Origin of the sequence: Flagellimonas taeanensis (assembly GCF_003584105.1) — a bacterium.
Lineage (GTDB): Bacteria > Bacteroidota > Bacteroidia > Flavobacteriales > Flavobacteriaceae > Flagellimonas > Flagellimonas taeanensis.
The window spans coordinates 47,714-64,448 of the sequence record NZ_QXFO01000018.1 but is presented as its reverse complement, the minus strand read 5'-3'; the positions used below and the strand labels follow the sequence as shown (position 1 = coordinate 64,448).

19 protein-coding genes are annotated in these 16,735 nt (G+C 46.1%); 8 read left to right on the top strand and 11 right to left on the bottom strand.

What is annotated here, in order from left to right; translation table 11 throughout:
- Positions 1 to 22: 22 nt before the first annotated feature.
- Positions 23 to 676, top strand: a complete 654-nt coding sequence (gene upp / locus D2V93_RS08260) for a uracil phosphoribosyltransferase (protein WP_119619124.1) — start codon at positions 23 to 25, stop codon at positions 674 to 676.
- Between the two features lie 7 nt (positions 677 to 683).
- On the opposite strand, the gene D2V93_RS08255 is transcribed toward upp, so the two are convergent.
- Both D2V93_RS08255 and D2V93_RS08250 read right to left on the bottom strand, forming a co-directional pair.
- Positions 684 to 2,054, bottom strand: coding sequence for an MBL fold metallo-hydrolase RNA specificity domain-containing protein (locus tag D2V93_RS08255; RefSeq protein WP_119619123.1), 1,371 nt, complete (start codon positions 2,052 to 2,054; stop codon positions 684 to 686).
- A gap of 7 nt (positions 2,055 to 2,061) precedes the next feature.
- Complete coding sequence (locus D2V93_RS08250) at positions 2,062 to 2,904, bottom strand: ATPase (protein WP_072878868.1); 843 nt, start codon at positions 2,902 to 2,904, stop codon at positions 2,062 to 2,064.
- Positions 2,905 to 2,994: 90 nt separating this feature from the next.
- On the opposite strand from D2V93_RS08250, the gene D2V93_RS08245 reads away from it, so the two are divergent.
- Positions 2,995 to 3,300, top strand: a complete 306-nt coding sequence (locus tag D2V93_RS08245) for a DUF6660 family protein (RefSeq protein ID WP_119619122.1) — start codon at positions 2,995 to 2,997, stop codon at positions 3,298 to 3,300.
- An 81-nt stretch (positions 3,301 to 3,381) separates the two neighbouring features.
- On the top strand, positions 3,382 to 5,556 hold the full coding sequence (locus D2V93_RS08240; RefSeq protein WP_119619121.1) for a TonB-dependent receptor: 2,175 nt from the start codon (positions 3,382 to 3,384) through the stop codon (positions 5,554 to 5,556).
- A 121-nt stretch (positions 5,557 to 5,677) separates the two neighbouring features.
- Here D2V93_RS08240 and D2V93_RS08235 read toward each other — a convergent pair whose 3' ends face one another.
- Positions 5,678 to 6,412 (bottom strand): LytR/AlgR family response regulator transcription factor, encoded by a 735-nt coding sequence (locus D2V93_RS08235; protein WP_119619120.1) that lies wholly within the window; start codon positions 6,410 to 6,412, stop codon positions 5,678 to 5,680.
- 16 nt (positions 6,413 to 6,428) lie between these two features.
- A complete protein-coding gene (locus D2V93_RS08230; protein WP_119619119.1) occupies positions 6,429 to 8,222 on the bottom strand; it encodes a tetratricopeptide repeat-containing sensor histidine kinase in 1,794 nt (597 codons plus the stop codon).
- A gap of 167 nt (positions 8,223 to 8,389) precedes the next feature.
- Between D2V93_RS08230 and D2V93_RS08225 the strand changes: the two genes are divergently transcribed.
- The 4 genes from D2V93_RS08225 (at position 8,390) to D2V93_RS08210 (ending at position 10,624) form a co-directional block, all read left to right on the top strand.
- Complete coding sequence (locus tag D2V93_RS08225) at positions 8,390 to 8,863, top strand: PspC domain-containing protein (RefSeq protein ID WP_119619118.1); 474 nt, start codon at positions 8,390 to 8,392, stop codon at positions 8,861 to 8,863.
- Between the two features lie 11 nt (positions 8,864 to 8,874).
- On the top strand, positions 8,875 to 9,150 hold the full coding sequence (locus tag D2V93_RS08220; RefSeq protein ID WP_143070762.1) for a hypothetical protein: 276 nt from the start codon (positions 8,875 to 8,877) through the stop codon (positions 9,148 to 9,150).
- A gap of 11 nt (positions 9,151 to 9,161) precedes the next feature.
- A complete protein-coding gene (locus D2V93_RS08215; protein WP_147377387.1) occupies positions 9,162 to 9,752 on the top strand; it encodes a hypothetical protein in 591 nt (196 codons plus the stop codon).
- A 167-nt stretch (positions 9,753 to 9,919) separates the two neighbouring features.
- Positions 9,920 to 10,624, top strand: coding sequence for a DUF4197 domain-containing protein (locus tag D2V93_RS08210; RefSeq protein ID WP_072879342.1), 705 nt, complete (start codon positions 9,920 to 9,922; stop codon positions 10,622 to 10,624).
- A 206-nt stretch (positions 10,625 to 10,830) separates the two neighbouring features.
- Here D2V93_RS08210 and D2V93_RS08205 read toward each other — a convergent pair whose 3' ends face one another.
- On the bottom strand, positions 10,831 to 11,334 hold the full coding sequence (locus D2V93_RS08205) for a hypothetical protein (protein ID WP_119619116.1): 504 nt from the start codon (positions 11,332 to 11,334) through the stop codon (positions 10,831 to 10,833).
- A 202-nt stretch (positions 11,335 to 11,536) separates the two neighbouring features.
- Between D2V93_RS08205 and D2V93_RS08200 the strand changes: the two genes are divergently transcribed.
- Positions 11,537 to 11,731, top strand: coding sequence for a hypothetical protein (locus D2V93_RS08200; protein WP_119619115.1), 195 nt, complete (start codon positions 11,537 to 11,539; stop codon positions 11,729 to 11,731).
- A 3-nt stretch (positions 11,732 to 11,734) separates the two neighbouring features.
- Here the strand turns inward: D2V93_RS08200 and pyrF are convergent, their stop codons facing one another.
- The 6 genes from pyrF to D2V93_RS08170 all read right to left on the bottom strand — a co-directional run bounded on the left by pyrF (position 11,735) and on the right by D2V93_RS08170 (position 16,734).
- Entirely contained in the window at positions 11,735 to 12,556 is an 822-nt protein-coding gene (gene pyrF, locus D2V93_RS08195) for an orotidine-5'-phosphate decarboxylase (protein ID WP_119619114.1), read from the bottom strand.
- Positions 12,557 to 12,612: 56 nt separating this feature from the next.
- On the bottom strand, positions 12,613 to 13,689 hold the full coding sequence (prfA, locus tag D2V93_RS08190; protein WP_119619113.1) for a peptide chain release factor 1: 1,077 nt from the start codon (positions 13,687 to 13,689) through the stop codon (positions 12,613 to 12,615).
- Positions 13,690 to 13,756: 67 nt separating this feature from the next.
- Positions 13,757 to 15,067, bottom strand: a complete 1,311-nt coding sequence (locus tag D2V93_RS08185; RefSeq protein ID WP_119619334.1) for a DUF3570 domain-containing protein — start codon at positions 15,065 to 15,067, stop codon at positions 13,757 to 13,759.
- A gap of 15 nt (positions 15,068 to 15,082) precedes the next feature.
- Positions 15,083 to 15,292, bottom strand: coding sequence for a DUF4266 domain-containing protein (locus D2V93_RS08180; protein WP_072878845.1), 210 nt, complete (start codon positions 15,290 to 15,292; stop codon positions 15,083 to 15,085).
- 9 nt (positions 15,293 to 15,301) lie between these two features.
- A complete protein-coding gene (locus D2V93_RS08175) occupies positions 15,302 to 16,300 on the bottom strand; it encodes an FAD:protein FMN transferase (protein ID WP_072878844.1) in 999 nt (332 codons plus the stop codon).
- Complete coding sequence (locus D2V93_RS08170) at positions 16,297 to 16,734, bottom strand: thioredoxin family protein (RefSeq protein WP_072878843.1); 438 nt, start codon at positions 16,732 to 16,734, stop codon at positions 16,297 to 16,299. The genes D2V93_RS08175 and D2V93_RS08170 overlap by 4 nt, the downstream gene beginning before the upstream one ends.
- Position 16,735: the final 1 nt, after the last annotated feature.

Below are 16,735 nucleotides of genomic sequence, written 5' to 3'. Positions count from 1 at the left end.
CAGCAACAAATACCACCATTCAATGATCATCCACCAATTTGACCAAAGGAACTCGATATTGAACACCTTCATTTCCGAACTACGGGATGTGGACATCCAGAAAGATGCCATGCGTTTCCGAAGGAACATTGAACGCATTGGCGAGATCATGGCCTATGAGGTGAGCCAAACATTGGATTACCATAATGCGGAGGTAACCACTCCTTTGGGCATAAAAAAGACCTTTCTCTGTACCGACCATTTGGTGATCTGCTCCGTGCTTAGGGCAGGATTACCACTTCACCATGGTATTTTGAATTATTTTGATGCAGCGGAGAACGCTTTCATATCGGCATACAGGCACCATCCCAATGATGATGACGATTTTGAGGTGGTCGTGAACTATTTTGCCTCTCCTTCGTTGGAAGGCAAGGTCCTGATCTTGACCGACCCCATGCTGGCCACGGGAAAGACCTTGGAAAATGTACTGAACGTTTTGAAGGACCATGGAACCCCGAAACAGATCCATATCATCTCGGTAATCGGTTCACAAACAGGAGTGGCCAAAATGGAAGAGATCTTTCCCAAGGACACCCAACTGTGGATCGCCGCCGTGGATGAAAAGCTTTCGAGCAGGGGATACATCGTGCCTGGTCTAGGTGATGCCGGTGACCTCAGCTACGGGGTAAAACTATGACCAAAGGTCATATCGGTATTTCCACGGTTTCGTACAATTCTGGGATATGGCAGTTCCAGCGGTACTTTTCATAGATCTTATCCTTGTAAATGCCCATGGTTTCCTTTTCCCCATGGACCAAGAACACCTTTTCGGGAACATTTTTGATGTCCCCCATCCAAGAGAGCAATTCGGATTGGCCCGCATGTGCGGAGAGGCTCTCCAAGTGGGCCACTCTTGCCTTTATGGGGATGTATTTGCCAAACATCTTCAGCTCTTTGGCCCCTTCCAACAATTTTCTTCCCCGGGTCTCCTCGGCTTGGAAACCCACGAGCAGTATGGTGGTAGATTTCCTTTCCGCTAGTTGCTTGATGTAGGTGAGCACCCTACCACCGGTCACCATGCCGCTGCCTGCAATGACGATCTTGGGGCGGGGGTCGTCAATGGTTTCCCAGGTCTCCCTATACGAGCTCACCAAAGTAACATGGTTGCACATGTTCTGGTATTCGTGTGTGTCGAGCTTATGCCAATCAGGATATCGTTCAAAAACCTCAAGAACATTTATTCCCATGGGGCTGTCCACAAAAATGGGAATGTTGGGAATCTTGTTCTTATCGTAAAGTTTCCAAAGCAAATACATCAAAGATTGTAAACGTTCCACGGCAAAGGACGGAATGATCAGGGTGCCCCGCTCCCGTACTGTCTGGTCCACTAGGTCCTGGACAATGCCTTCCACATCCTCGTCGGGATGGTCTTTGTCCCCATAAGTGCTCTCCACAAAAAGATAATCGGCCCATTTTGGTCGCTTTGGTAGATGGAGCAAGTGGTCCGCTTCCCTGCCCACATCACCAGAAAAGACCAACACCTTGCCGTGAAGGACGATTTCGATAAAGCTTGACCCGATGATGTGTCCATTGTATTTGAAACAAGCCGTGCATTGGGGCGAGAGCATGACGATTTCTCCCTCTTCGATACTTTTAAAAAACTTCAAGGTACGTACCACATCTTCTTGGGTATATAGAGGAAGCGCAGGGTCATGCTTGCTATATCCTTCCGCATTGGCGCGTTCCGCTTCCTCTTCGTGGATCTTGGCACTATCTTCCAATATGATCTTGGCTATTTCCAAGGTCGGAGCTGTTCCAATGATATTTCCCCTGAACCCTTGTTTCACCAAAAGGGGAAGGTATCCGCAGTGATCTAGGTGACCATGCGTCAACACTACAAAGTCCACCTCATCCACCTTAATGGGCAAAGGTTCCCAATTCTGTTTTCTGAGTTCCTTTGTTCCCTGGAAAACACCACAGTCCACCAATATCTTTATCTCTTCGGAATGCAGATAGAACTTGGAACCTGTCACCGTTCCCGATCCTCCTAAAAATTGTACTTGAAGTTTTTCCATACCCCGTCTAAATTTTACAAAGGGATTCCATCTCTGCCAAGATCCTGCTCTTCCTGCCATTGGAAATCCCCAAATGATCCAAATAAAAGTGGTCTTGGGCCAGCTGTTTGCACAACACCACGTCCCTGCTCAGTAGAAAATGTTTTTCCTTTTCGGACAGCAATGTGGAAACGGTTATGGGATAGAGCCCCAATCTATCTATCCTATCCTTTATGCTATTTCCATTGGGATGGTCCCAACTCAAAAGATACAGGCCCGCACATTTTCCATATTGGAGGGCATCCTCGGTGAAACGGGTGTTTGTGACCACCCAACCCAATGTTTCCCCATAGGTCTTATCCTTTTTGGATCCCAAGGGCCCTTTGACATCGTTGTACCTCGAATGGATATAGAGGGGTACTTTCACATTGCAGTTGAGCCCATCTTCCCCATGGAACTTGCATTCGATGATGTTGAGGGTTCCATTTTTAATGGCCAGCACATCTATTTCGTGGGAAACACAAGTTCCCTGAAGTACCTCGCCCACTTTGGTCCCATACCCGGAGTAGTGCAGGATGCCACTTATAAAGCGTTCAAAGGGAAAACCGGTCGGTCCAAGTTCATAAATGGCCTTTTTGAGTTTGTACTTTGATGCGAAAAGTGACTTCTTTTTCTTCAACAGTGCATAGGCCCTGTTATGGATTTCCCTTGTGGAGATACCGGGATACAGTTCTTCCTCCACACGGTGGATGATTTCCTCGATCAGGCCGTCACTGGCTCCACTGTGCTTTAGCGAACGATGTAATTTTTCAAAGGAAAATCGTGTCTTTTCCCCTGAGGATTTTGTGATATCGGGCATCTGTTTGGTCATATCACTAAGGTAAGCATCATTTGTTGATACCTGATTTCCAAATCCAGATATTTTTGGGTATAGACATGGGTTATCATTACTTTTGATGTAATGAAAGTGGTTGCAATCATTTTGGCAATGGCCACAGTGGCACTCTCCTCCTACCCTTGTTGTCAGGAGACTGCCGATGCATCCATGGAACATAGCGGGCAAGATCACCGTGAAGCACCATGCGATACTGATTCGCCCTGCTCTCCTTTCTATGCATGTGGCAGGTGCCCAGGATTTACTGTGGAATATGTCCAGATCCATTTTCTCGCATTGGATATGGTACAAGTGTTGCCCCCTGTTCCTTATTTGGAATCTATTCCAAAGGAAGTGCATTCCTTTCTGTTCAAACCGCCGCGCATTATTTGAAGCTTAAGTACATCACTAGCCCATTTAAGGGCACATTGATAAGTCCAGAATTATCTGGCCAACTTCAAAAATACATTAGATATGAAATTTAAACTATTGCTGGTGCTTTCCTTTTGGGGAATTGCATCCGCTTTTTCGCAGAACACTTTTAGGGCCACTATAAAAGATTCCCTTACCCAAGAACCCGTCATTGGGGCCACTGCTTTATTCCCCTCGCTGGAAAAGGGAGTTATTTCCGATGGTCAGGGAGAAATAACCATCACTGGAATCCCAAATGGAACGTTCAAACTAGAGTTGAGGTTTATGGGATATGCTGTCTTGGAGCGCACCCTTACCTTTCCACTGGATGGCACGTCACAAGGGCTGATCTTTTTGATGGCCCCACAAACCGAAGAAATGGAAGAGATCACCTTGGTTTCCACGCGTAGCAGCAGGACCATTGAGGATATCCCCACAAGGGTGGAGGTCATTGCAGGAGAGGAACTTTCCGAAAAGGGCAATATGAAACCCGGTGACATTCGCATGCTGCTCAATGAAAGTACGGGTATTCGAACGCAGCAAACATCGGCCACAAGTTACAATTCCAGTATCCGTATCCAAGGACTTGACGGAAGATACACCCAACTTCTACGTGATGGTTTTCCATTATATTCCGGTTTTGCCAGTGGGTTGAGCTTGATGCAGATAGCTCCGTTGGACCTGAAACAAGTGGAAGTGGTCAAAGGCTCCAGTTCCACCCTTTATGGGGGCGGGGCCATTGCCGGATTGGTAAACCTCATTTCCAAAACTCCCGAAGAAGAACCTGAACTGAGTTTTATGGTGAATGGCACCTCAGCACTCGGTCTTGACTTGAGCGGCTTTTATTCCCAAAAGTCCAATCGGTTGGGCACGACTATTTTTGCATCCTATAACATGGGTAGTCCCTATGATCCTGCAAACATAGGACTAACGGCCATACCGAAATTCGATAGGTTTACTTTGAATCCCAAGATATATTGGTATGTCGGTGCACGAACCGAGATCATGCTGGGTCTCAACGCTGTGCTTGAGGACCGATTGGGCGGAAACTTGGACCATGCGAAGGGGGAGTTTGTGGACAATCCCTATTTTGAAGCCAATGATACGGAACGACTTTCCACCCAGCTTGGGTTCAAGCATGGTTTCCGCGATCGATCCCGATTGGAGTTCAAGAACAGTTTCAGTTTTTTTGATCGGGATATCCAAATTCCCGATTATACCTTTTCGGGATATCAACGGTCATCGTTCAGCGAACTGAACTATTCCCCTTCATCGGATATGTTGGAATGGATTTTTGGCCTGAATCTATGGACCGAATATTTCGACCATGCATTGGAAAACGATACCGAGGCGCTGGACTATTCCTATCAAATCTTCGGTCTGTTCGCCCAAAATGTATGGCCAGTGAACAACACCTTGTCTTTGGAGACAGGTTTGAGGGCCGATTTTCACTCCGATTACGGAGCCATGGTCCTGCCCCGCATGTCCATTCTTTATGAGCCGAACAATGCCTTGACCTTCCGTTTGGGAGGGGGATTGGGCTATAAGACCCCCACCGTTTTCACCGAAGAAGCTGAACGTCTGCAATTTAGAAGTGTACTTTCGATCGATCCGGAAAATGTCGATTTGGAACGTTCCATTGGAGGGAATTTTGACATCAATTATAAATGGGTTCCCATTCCCGGAATGACCATGTCCATAAATACCCTGCTTTTTTATACCAAAATCAATGACCCTCTCTTGCTGACAATGACCGGGAACGGATTTTATGAGTTTGAACAGCCTGATGGCTATGTGGATACCCGTGGAGCGGAAATCAATCTTAAGGTCAAGTACGGGGACTTCAAACTTTTTACAGGGTACACCCATGCCAATGTAAAGCAACATCAGGGAGGAACGGTCACTGATTTTCCTTTGGTGGCCAAGCATCGACTGAACAATGTGCTGATGTATGAAAAGGAGGAAAATCTTTGGGTGGGACTTGAAGCCTATTACTACAGTCCCCAAAAATTGAGTTCAGGGGAAACCGGACAGTCTTATTGGATATTGGGCCTGATGAGTGAAAAGAAAATTGGGGAAAATTTCTCCGTGTTCTTGAACTTTGAAAATTTTCTGGACACTCGCCAGACCCGTTTCGACTCCGTATTTACTGGAAATCTTGATGACCCACAATTCAGGGATATTTATGCTCCGGTTGATGGCTTTGTGGTAAATGGAGGATTCAAGGTCAGGTTCTAAAGAAACCCATATATGATGTCAAGGATGTCTGAAAAATAAAACCCAGACATCCTTCATTTTTAAATCCATTCTCCGGAAACGATTAACCTAAAGGATGATACAGATTGTGGTCAAAATGGCATCAAAGCTCGCCACAGGCCTTGATGAAGGCATCCTTTCTCCTTGTGGAAACCTCGATCTTGGTACCATCAGAAAGAACAGCATACCCATTTTTATGGTAAGAGGCCACAAAGCCCAGATTGATGAGGTGTGAGTTGTGTGTCCTGAAAAATTGATGCCCGGCCAACAACTGCTCAAAATGTTTCAAGGTTTTGGAAGCTGTGTATTTTTTCCCATCCGATGTGAAGATATGAGTATAGTTCACATCGGCCTGGCACCTGATCACATGGGAGACCAAAAGAAAAACATATCCTTCTTTATGCGGGACACTGATTCTTTTTGGACCGTTCCCTTTTGAAACATTGGACAGCAACACATTGATCCGTTCATGCAGTTGAGACTGTTCCGTTTTGTCCAATGCTTTTTGGAAAGCAAATTCAAAATCGTCCCGGTCCACAGGTTTTAGCAGATAGGCGATGGCCGAAAACTTGAAGGCCTCGATGGCATACTTTTCATAGGCCGTGGTAAAGATCAGACTGAAATCGCGATACGACACCGATGAAAGAAAGTCAAAACCCGTTCTGTCATGCAGCTGCACATCCAAAAAAACAATATCGGGACGGAGGGCATCCACCCCTTTTATGGCGGCATCCATTGTACTGAAACTGACCACTTCCATATGCTCTGAATGCGGTTTGAGCAAATGGACCAAATGGTCTATGCAGTGCTGTTCGTCATCGATTATGGCTACGGTCATCTTATTCACGGTCTGTTTAAAAAATGGTCTCCAAGGGCAGGCTCACTTCCACCCGTGTACCCTTTTCACGACCCTTGTCCAAAATGTTCAATCTGCCCTTGGTGTTCTTCTGTGTGTTCAGGATCTCCAACCTACTTTCAGTGATTGCCACCCCGAACGATTTTTTTGTTGCCGGCCCTACATCTTCCGTCTGCCTGCCCATTCCATCATCATCTACCGTGCACAACAACATATCCCCTTGCTTGGCAATGCCAATGGAAATGTGGCCCTGTTCACTTTTTTGGGCAAACCCGTGCCAGATACTGTTTTCTATGAACGGCTGCAACAGCAAAGGCGGGACCAAAATATTCTGTACATCGAGCCCCTCCTCTACTCTTATTTTATAGGAAAAGCGCCCCGGTTGTCTTTTAGACTCGACCTGAAGATAGAGCTCGAGGAACTTTAGATCTTCTTCCAAAGGAATTTCCTTGAACTCCGAGTTCTCGAGGACCATCCGCATCAATTTGGCGAACTTGGTAAGATACTCCATGGCCGTGCCCGTATCGTTCTTGAGGATATAATCCCCAATGGAATTGAGGGAATTGAAGATGAAATGGGGGTTCATCTGTGCCCGGAGTGCTTTGAGTTCGGTATCGGATACCATGGCCCTGAACTCGGCCTCCTTTTTTTGTTCAACCGCATCCCGTCGGCGTTTGTATAGCATAAAACCAAATACCGAGGCTAGAAGCAGGCCTCCGCCCCCCAATAAGGTCGCCCTTTTAAGGGTGGTCTGTCGTTCAATCTCTGCCTTGGTGACGGTCCTTTCCTTTTCAAAATCAAATTCCAGCTGCTTTCGGTTGATCTCCACTCTCCTGTTCTGGCCATTGAGACTGTCCTTCAACACCGAGAACTTTTTATAGGCTTCCAAGGCATCTGAAAAATCTCCATTGGCGGCATACACATCGGCCAGCGTACCCCAGGCCGATTTTTGAAGGAAGAGATTTCCCTGCGCATCGCTGAGTTCCAATGACAGCTTTGCATACTTTTCGGCCATTTCATAGTCGTTGTTGCCCAGATAGGCCATGGAAGCATTGGCATAGGCCGTAGGCCGGACAAACTCGATTCCATAGTCTTCAATGAGTGCCATGCTTTTCTCTGCCGAGACCAGTGCGGAATCCACTTGTCCATCCTGTCCATAGATCAACGAAAGGTTGCTGTACAGATTGGCCTTGTAGGTAGGATTGTTCCTTACCTGTTCCAAACTCAATGCCTTGTTGTAATAATAGATTGCGGAATCCAACTGGTTGAGGGAGCCATAAATATTGGCCATGTTGGCCGTTGCAGTAAGTTCAAGGCTCTTGTCATGCTTCAACACAAGTTTGAAAAAATCCAGGGCCTTCCCATATTCTTCCTGTTCATAGTAGAGGGTACCGATACCGCCATAGATGCTCCAACCGTAGGGACGCAATTGTTCGTCCCCTTCCATGAGGGACAGCGCCTTGTGATAGAACTCTTGGGCCTTATACGGATTGGAAAAAGAATATTGGTAGATGAGGGCCATTCGCTCATAGGCAAGCATGGTTCCCCTGCCGTACCCCATCTTTCTTGAAATTTCAAGGGTCTTTTCGGCAAAGTCCAACAGTGTGGTATCCGAAGGATTTGCAAAAAGGGCCTGCTTGGTGTAGTGGTTCCTCAGGTCCACCGTTGCGGTATCGCTGGCCGATTGGCCTTCCATCAATTGTGAGAGCGAATCCAATTCCCGCCGAAACTGCTGTGCAGAAGCGTGGAAGATGATGGCTACAAAAGAAAGCACGTACAAAAAGTACTTCATGAGAGCAAAGGTTTAGTCTAGTGTCAAGGAATGATGAATGTACACATTTTGACAAAAAATAAACGTTCCCCTGCACAAAATAAAAATACATGGGCGCAGGATCACTATGGGTTTTGAAGGTGGGATGGTTCCCCTAATTTCGAAATCGTAAAACCAAACCTCATAACATGGATAAGGAAACCATCACCCTCTTTTTCACCCGTTCCGAAAAATCACTTTTAGGAGTCTGCAGTACTATTGCCAAAACCTTCAAACTGCCACCGGTAGGGGTCAGGGTGGCCCTCATCGTCCTAACGCTGATTTTTATCCCTTTAGGGATCATCACCTACATAGGGCTGTATTTGGCCTTCAACAAGAAGAAGGGCAAGATGGTGACCTTTGGGCTGCTCGGAGCCTTGTTGGGGATTCCGTTGAGCTATTATTTTCAATCGGATATCATCCAAAATTATGGGGGCAACAGCGGAATGTTCAGTTATCTAAGAAATTTTATCTCCATGGTCGATGAATATGACCGATTTGTGGGCAATGGTTGGGACATTGTCTTCAATGTGTTCCTGAGCATCATTGTATTTGCCTTGGTTGGTGCAGCCATCGGATACTTTATGGACAAAAATGAAAATACCAATAATCAACCTAAATAAAACTCAACCGTATGAAATCCAAATCATTCCTTTTGATGACCGTATCGTTTGCCATCCTAATGCTTTCCTGTGGAAGTTCCCTTGAAAAAGATGCCAAGAAATTTGCCGAGCTGCAATGTGAGACCATGCAAGATGCATTAAATGGTGGACTTGGTGCCATAAATACCTCCAGGGAAGAACTGATGGACGAATTGGAAGCCAAGTACCGAAATTCGAACGAGCTTACAAAATTCAAGCAACAGGTGGATAAAGAGTACAAGGAAAACTGTAAAACAGCTCTAAAATGAAGAGCAATCCAATGAAAAATACACATATACATTTTTTAGTGATTCTGCTGGTGAATCTGTTCCTGTTGGGCTGCTCGAAAAGTGACAACGGGCCGGACGGCGTTGCCAGTGATTATTATTTCCGCTTCAAGGTCGATGGTGCCCAAGTTTCCTATGAATTCACACCCGATACGCAAATCAATCTGACCGGGATTATAGATTATGACAACGAATCGGGCCTACATGCAGTCAATATTGCGGGGATAGACAATATTTTCGAAACCACCTTGACCAATAGACTTACCATTTTTTTGGGAGATTCCAATAGTTTTACCACCGGCACATCGTACACCAACATAGAGGGTCAGGGCGATAGCACCCCTGATTCCCTGTTCAGCATGGGCTATTTTGATGAGGAAGGAAATCTCTACAATGCCGGATTGAACAGTACCCCAACCCCGCTCTATGATTTGGCCACTGTACAGTTTACGGAAATCACGGATTCCCATATCAGCGGATTGTTTTCAGGTGTCCTGAAATGGTATGATACCAATGGCGGCACTGTGGATCTGGTAGGATCGGTGATCATTTCAGAAGGAACCTTCAAAGTGCCCCGTTACTAAGTTTCCCATATATGATTGATATTTCAAAAGAAGCTGCCCAACAGAAATCTGCTTTTTAGGGGAACGATTACATTTCATTTTTGGTCAAAAACAAAAAAACCGTCCTTCCCATCCATTTCTTTATACTTTTTCGCAGTATTTTCATCCCAACTATAAAAAAAAGTATCATGAAACGAACACTGCTATGCCTATTGGTCTTCCAATTGGTGGGATGTACGGAACTCCAACAGGTGGTCAACCAGCTGCCCCAAGGAGGCACAGGAATCGGAAATGCCGAAATAGCCCAAGGGCTGCGCGAGGCCCTCAACATGGGCATCGAGAAACAAGTGAACAAACTGGCCAACGAGAATGGTTTCTTTAGGAACGAACTGGTAAAAATCCTTCTCCCTGAAGAACTTCAAAAAGTGGACAAGACTTTGAGAGATGTAGGCTTGGGAAGCTTGGCCGATGAAGGGCTCAAAATCATCAACCGTGCGGCCGAGGATGCCGTTGGTGAGGCCACCCCTATTTTTGTGGACGCCGTGAAGGGAATTACTTTCAATGACGCCAAGCAAATTTTGCTGGGAGCGGATAACGCCGCTACACAATATCTTGAGCGGTCCACAAAGACCCAACTGTATGGAAAGTTCAACCCGATCATCAAAAATTCGTTCCAGAAAGTGGGTGCAGACAAGATCTGGAGCAACATTATCACCAAATACAACAATTTGCCACTCACCAATGATGTGAACCCCGACCTGACGGATTATACCACCAATGAGGCCTTGGAGGGTGTATATACCATGATTGCGTTGGAAGAAAAGGAAATACGGACAAAAGCCTCATCGAGAACAACAGATTTGTTAAAAAGAGTGTTCTCCCTTCAAGATTAATCACAATTTTTTCACAATAATGCAATAAGTGAAAAATAAGCCCGTTATTAACTCAATAAAAGAGAACAAGTATAACATATTCCTAAAGTTAAATTAACCTCTTGCTGAAGGTTAAACAGGAATTTTGCAACGAGTTAGTTATCTGAGTTAGCATTTTTTTGAGTTAGTTAGTTTAAAAAACCGGTGGGCCACACCGGTTTTTTTGTTCATTGCTTTTTGTAAAAGCCATCAAAGGCAGTGGATACCACTTTTTCACCTTGCAGCACCTCCCATAACTGCCGAACGGTACCATCGCTGTTTTGGGTCCAAGTGATCCGGTTACGATAGTTCTTCCCATCATCTTTAGTAAATTCATCGGATACCAATATCATTTGATCATTCCTCCTATCTCCTTTCAATTTTAAATGAGCACCGGAATTGTCCACCCAGAGCTGTTCCCATTGTTGGGTATCCTTGTTGTAAAAGTTCAAGCTGGTGCCCGTGTACCCTGCAATGGCACTTGTCCAGTTTTCCCTGATCACACAACCGCCCTCTTCCTTACTGATGATACTGGTGCCAGCAGGCTTGCCATCAGTGGAATTCACTACCTCCCATTCCCCTATCCAAAAGTCGAATGCCCGCTGCTCTTCTGAACAGCAGTTGCAGGCATCCTTTTCCTGGGCATTTGACACCGCGAAGACCATAAATGCAAAAAATACCATTCTTTTCATACGCTATCGGTTTTTGTAGCCATCCATACTTATATTAAAGGTACGTTAATTTAAATCTAAAGAAATGTGAGAAAATGTACCCATGGAGGTCGGTTTCGTTAAATTTTAGATAAAATACCTGATTTCTAGACATATATCATCGGAAGCCATCATCCACAAGTCCGTTTTGGACGTATCTTTAGCATAACAAATCTTGGGAACAATGGACAATCAATATTGCAAAGTAGGGGCAGTTACCCCGATCACCAGCGGAAACCAGGCAATCTATGTTCTGGAAGTAATGTACAACAACTTCGTTGAAAAAGCGGCCAATGTATCACAGGCCGATATGCACCTGGGCGAATTTTTCAAAAGGAAAGCACAGAACATCAAAAAAATATTGGAAAGTCTGGGTTGAGCCTTACGGCAATTTGGCCAGTTCCAACTCCATTTCCTCTTGGATTTCCTTTGCCTTTCTAGCAGCAACCTGCGCAAAATCATGCCCGTTCGAGGCATACAATATGCCGCGCGAAGAATTGACCAAAAGTCCTATGTCCCTTGTAATTCCATAAGAGCAGACTTCCTGCAGGCTTCCTCCTTGCGCTCCGACCCCAGGCACCAATAAAAAGCTATCGGGCACTATTTCCCTGATCTCTTTCAAGAAAGAGGCCTTGGTCGCCCCGACCACATACATCAACCTTTGCGAACCCTTATACGTTTTTGAGGTGGCCAAAACTTCTTTGTAGAGTTCCCTGTCCCCCACTTTTTGGGTCTGGAAATCAAATGCCCCTTGATTGGAAGTCAGGGCCAACAAAATGGTATGCCTATCCTCAAATTCCAAAAAAGGCTCTACAGAATCCCTACCCATGTAAGGCGCAATTGTAATGGAATCAAAATCCATTGTCTCAAAAAAGGCCTTAGCATAGCGTGTGGAAGTGTTCCCGATATCTCCTCGCTTGGCATCGGCTATGGTGAAGATTTCTGGATGATTACTGTTCAAGTACTCCATGGTACGCTCCAAAGACTTCCAACCCTTCAACCCATAGGCCTCATAGAAGGCAATGTTAGGCTTGTAGGCCACACAATAGAGGTGTGTGGCTTCGATAATGGCCTTGTTGAATGTAAAAATAGGGTCTTCGTCGTCCAGTAAATGTGCTGGAATCTTGTCCAAATCTGTGTCCAGACCAACGCATAGAAACGATTTTTTCTGACGGATCTGGGAAACTAGGTGTTCTATTTTCATTTCAAAAGGTTCTCGACTGCGCTCGAACTGACATACAAGACCAGTCAATAAATAGTTTAAAAAATCTCGGAAGCCTCTTTCAATTTTTCGGTGTTCTCTACCAGCATCAGCTCATCGATTATTTTTTGGACATCGCCGTTCATGATGTTCTGCAGGTCATAAAGGGTAAGTCCGATCCTGTGATCGGTGACCCTTCCCTGCGGATAGTTGTACGTTCGGATCTTGGCCGAACGGTCCCCACTGCTTACTTGCGAGTTTCGCTTGGCGGCATCCTCGGCCTGCCTTTTGGCCAATTCCATATCGTACAATCTCGAACGGAGTACCTTGAAGGCCTTGTCCTTGTTCTTGTGCTGGGATTTTTCGTCCTGGCACTGGGCCACAATACCTGTGGGAAGGTGGGTCAAACGTACCGCGGAATATGTAGTGTTCACCGATTGTCCTCCAGGTCCTGATGAACAGAAATAATCGATACGTACCTCCTTGGGATCTATCTGCACGTCAAATTCTTCCGCTTCTGGAATCACCATTACGGTCGCCGCACTAGTATGCACCCTACCTTGGGTCTCGGTCTGGGGCACACGCTGCACCCTGTGCACACCAGCTTCAAATTTCAAAGTACCGTACACATCCTCTCCTGTGACCTCAAAATGGATTTCCTTGTATCCGCCACTGGTCCCTTCGCTCAAGTCGATGACGTTGGTCTTCCAGCCTTTGGACTCACAGTATTTGGTGTACATGCGGAACAGGTCCCCGGCAAAGATACTGGCCTCGTCGCCACCGGTCCCGGCCCTGATCTCCATCACCACGTCCTTGGCATCTTCAGGATCTTTGGGAATTAACAGGAACTTGATCTCCTCTTCCAACTTGGGCAATGCACTTTTGGCCTCATCGAGCTGTATCTTGGCCATTTCCACCATCTCAGGATCACTGCCGTCGGCGATGATTTCCTCGGCCTCGTTGATGTTATTGGTCAGAGTTATATAATCTTCACGCTTTTCTGCGAGCACTTTAAGGTCCTTGTATTCTTTGTTCAATTTGATGTAGCGCTGCTGGTCCGAAATCACATCGGGTTGGATGATCAAATCGGAAATCTCATCGAAACGTTGCTTTACTATATGGAGCTTATCTAGCATAGATCAATCTTACTTAGGGATGCGAATTTACGATTTTTTAGTTGGATTCTTTTCCAACAAAATTGGGTCAGTTCCCCACAAAAGTAGTCCCAAGGGTAAAGATAAAAGCGTTGAGGCCATTGCTCCTGTCGTATTGGCTAAAACGGAGGTCGATGGTCTTCAGGCCAAAACTGAACACTTTGGCCGAAGCAAAAATGTCCCTGTACTGCACTCCCATTCCATATTGATGGGCATTATAATCCGACAGGTCATAGTCCGAAGTGTAGTAGCTATCCGTGGACAGTGCTTCTTCCTTGGGATAAAAATAATCAGCTGCGGTCTGAGTGTAGTAACGGTACGTAGGATACAGGGTGAACTTGTCCGTGACCTTGAACGGTACTTCCAAACTGGCCGTATGCGAGGTAATCCCCCAATCGTCCCAATAGAAACGATAATAGGTACGCAACACCACCAGGTCGTTTAGATAGTAGTTCAGCCTACCCCCAAAGGGTATTTTGAACCTACTGTCCGGCAATTGTTCCACATTGTCCGCCAATTGGAAATCATCGATATAAAAATCTTCAAAATCCGCAAAATAGACACGTTGGAACGGGGTGCTCAACAATCCGTTCTGGGAAACCAGGTCCATGAAAAGGGCCCCTTGCAATTTTTTCCCCATGATCTGCGAAAAACTCAACGAAAGCGAATAGGAGTTTCTGCTCTCCTTTTCAAATTCCGAAAAAATGGGATTATAGGTCCCGTTCCCCGTAATCCGATCGTCAAAAAAACCTTCACGCAGCTCAATGGGGTATTGCGGGTTCCATTTGTCAAAAAACACCCGGCCGCTCAAGGTCAGTTCGGTGTTCTTCTCATTGAACAAACGGGTATAGCTCCCTCCAAAACCAAGGGAAAGATAATCGTACTCCGTGGAAAAATAGGCATTGGCGCTCCAGATGGAATTCCTGTCATCGGAACTGTGCTGGTAGCTGGGGTTGATGTAGGTCAAAAGGTCTTTTCTGGATTCCCCAGAAGAAGCATCGAATGGTGAAACACTGGGTCCGCCGTCCAAGGGGTTCACATTGCTGGAAGAGGCAGAAGTATAGGCAGACAGGCCGACATCCACCGTCAGGATATCACTTTCGTTCATGGGCATCCGCAGTACAATGCTGGAAGTGGCATCGGTCAACTCTTCGGTCCCCTCTCCCCCGGTCACCGCGGCATTTTGTCCATCCTGCTTGTAATAGCTGAACAACAGGTCGACCTCGCTGGTCTCCAAAACACGTTTTTGGTAAGAGGTATCGGTCTGCTGCGAACGGATGGCCATACAGCAAAGGAAGAGCAATCCAGAACTGAACAGTGTCCTTTTGGCGACCCCTGTTCTTTTGATGCAATTTTTCATAGTGTCCCGTACCATTTAATTACAACCACAACCGCCCCCTGTTTTGCCTCCATTGGCCCCGGCGGACGCTTCCCGATAAATGTGGAAATTGGTCTCAAAGCGTTCACTGGCCCTGGCACCCAATTGCATCTCTGCATCGTTCAGATAGGCCTTGTCGTACTCACGCACGGCCACACAGGAACTCGAAAGGACCAATATCAGGAGAAAAATCATCGCTTTGATCATGGACTAAATTTACGGATTCATATCGAATATGATACCCGAACTCTTATGAATTTTATTGTCCGAGTCCACGACCACGGCCTCTACCCCATCCATCTGGTTGATCATGTGCAGGCCAACGTCCCTTCCCATAATGAAAACCGCTGTGGCCAAGGCATCACAAAGTTCCGCCTGTTTGGCAAAAATGGACACGCTGTTGATCCCCGTAGTGGGATATCCTGTCCTGGGGTCGATGATGTGGGAATATTTTTTTCCGTTCAGGATGATGAACTTTTCATAATTGCCTGATGTGGCCACCGAGGATTCGATGACGGGCAACCAACTGAACACCTTGTCTTTGCTCAACGGATTGGCAATGCCCACCAGCCACTTTTCCCCTGTCACCTTGGTCCCCCATGTGGTCAGGTCGCCAGAAGCGTTGATGATGCCTCCTTTCACATCCTTGGAAACCATAAGTTCTTTGGCCTTGTCCGCTGCATACCCTTTTCCAATGGCCCCAAACCCGATGCACATGCCCGGTTCCGGCAAGAATACGGTTTGGTTCTTGGGGTCCATCACGATTTTTTGATATCCGATCTTTTCCACGGCTTTTCGGATATCCTCTTCTTTGGGTGCAGTTTCCATGCTGCCATCAAACTTCCAAATATTGTCCATGGAAGCATAGGTAATGTCGAAGGCCCCATCGGTAATCTCAGAAATCCGTATGGAACGCTCAATAAGGCCAAAAAGCTCTGGACTTACCTTGACGGGCTTTATCCCTGCATTTTTGTTGATGAGCGAGGTCTCGGAGTTTTCATCCCAAGAAGAGATGATCTTTTCAATACGCTGGATCTCGGAAACGGCCTCATCAATGTTGATATAGCCAATTTCCTCGTTCGGGGCCACCACGGTGACCTCAAAACGGGTTCCCATCAACTTGAGCGTCTTTTTCACAGTGACATCCTTCTGCCCCAATTGCCCCAAGGACAACAGACAGGATAGGCTGCTCAAAAGAAGGACGACCGCTTTCATTTTATGAATTTGTTGAGAAGAGAAATATATTTCTCAGGGGTAAGCCTGGGGTTGAATCCTGTTTCTCCCAAAACAGATCCATTCTTGTCCAAGACCACGACCAAGGGGAAATAACCTTTGGGATTGTATTTTTCGGCCAGCATTTTGTTCACGCCCGATTTTTCTTCGGGAAGCTGGTTTTGTTTTTTTCGAGGAAAATCGGCATTGTACAGCACATAGTTCTTGGAGGCATAGGTCTTAAACTCCTCCGTATCCAGAATGCTTTTTTTCAAACGGATACAGGGAGCGCACCAATCCGATCCGGAAAATACCAGAACAATGGGTTTGTCTGCTGTATTTGCCCTATCCAGTGCACTGGCATAACTGTCCTGCCACTCCTGTGCGTGCAGGGCACCAAGACTTACAAAAAAAATGAAGGTCAAGAATCGTTTCATA

What these genes read in the sequence shown, in the direction of transcription:
- prfA (WP_119619113.1), bottom strand. Translation starts at nt 13,689, where the DNA reads ATGCTAGATAAGCTCCATATAGTAAAGCAACGTTTCGATGAGATTTCC.
- D2V93_RS08200 (WP_119619115.1), top strand. Translation starts at nt 11,537, where the DNA reads ATGGACAATCAATATTGCAAAGTAGGGGCAGTTACCCCGATCACCAGC.
- D2V93_RS08210 (WP_072879342.1), top strand. Translation starts at nt 9,920, where the DNA reads ATGAAACGAACACTGCTATGCCTATTGGTCTTCCAATTGGTGGGATGT.
- D2V93_RS08230 (WP_119619119.1), bottom strand. Translation starts at nt 8,222, where the DNA reads ATGAAGTACTTTTTGTACGTGCTTTCTTTTGTAGCCATCATCTTCCAC.
- D2V93_RS08255 (WP_119619123.1), bottom strand. Translation starts at nt 2,054, where the DNA reads ATGGAAAAACTTCAAGTACAATTTTTAGGAGGATCGGGAACGGTGACA.
- D2V93_RS08225 (WP_119619118.1), top strand. Translation starts at nt 8,390, where the DNA reads ATGGATAAGGAAACCATCACCCTCTTTTTCACCCGTTCCGAAAAATCA.
- D2V93_RS08205 (WP_119619116.1), bottom strand. Translation starts at nt 11,334, where the DNA reads ATGAAAAGAATGGTATTTTTTGCATTTATGGTCTTCGCGGTGTCAAAT.
- D2V93_RS08215 (WP_147377387.1), top strand. Translation starts at nt 9,162, where the DNA reads ATGAAAAATACACATATACATTTTTTAGTGATTCTGCTGGTGAATCTG.
- D2V93_RS08250 (WP_072878868.1), bottom strand. Translation starts at nt 2,904, where the DNA reads ATGACCAAACAGATGCCCGATATCACAAAATCCTCAGGGGAAAAGACA.
- D2V93_RS08240 (WP_119619121.1), top strand. Translation starts at nt 3,382, where the DNA reads ATGAAATTTAAACTATTGCTGGTGCTTTCCTTTTGGGGAATTGCATCC.
- D2V93_RS08235 (WP_119619120.1), bottom strand. Translation starts at nt 6,412, where the DNA reads ATGACCGTAGCCATAATCGATGACGAACAGCACTGCATAGACCATTTG.
- D2V93_RS08180 (WP_072878845.1), bottom strand. Translation starts at nt 15,292, where the DNA reads ATGATCAAAGCGATGATTTTTCTCCTGATATTGGTCCTTTCGAGTTCC.
- D2V93_RS08245 (WP_119619122.1), top strand. Translation starts at nt 2,995, where the DNA reads ATGAAAGTGGTTGCAATCATTTTGGCAATGGCCACAGTGGCACTCTCC.
- pyrF (WP_119619114.1), bottom strand. Translation starts at nt 12,556, where the DNA reads ATGAAAATAGAACACCTAGTTTCCCAGATCCGTCAGAAAAAATCGTTT.
- upp (WP_119619124.1), top strand. Translation starts at nt 23, where the DNA reads ATGATCATCCACCAATTTGACCAAAGGAACTCGATATTGAACACCTTC.
- D2V93_RS08175 (WP_072878844.1), bottom strand. Translation starts at nt 16,300, where the DNA reads ATGAAAGCGGTCGTCCTTCTTTTGAGCAGCCTATCCTGTCTGTTGTCC.
- D2V93_RS08170 (WP_072878843.1), bottom strand. Translation starts at nt 16,734, where the DNA reads ATGAAACGATTCTTGACCTTCATTTTTTTTGTAAGTCTTGGTGCCCTG.
- D2V93_RS08220 (WP_143070762.1), top strand. Translation starts at nt 8,875, where the DNA reads ATGAAATCCAAATCATTCCTTTTGATGACCGTATCGTTTGCCATCCTA.
- D2V93_RS08185 (WP_119619334.1), bottom strand. Translation starts at nt 15,067, where the DNA reads ATGAAAAATTGCATCAAAAGAACAGGGGTCGCCAAAAGGACACTGTTC.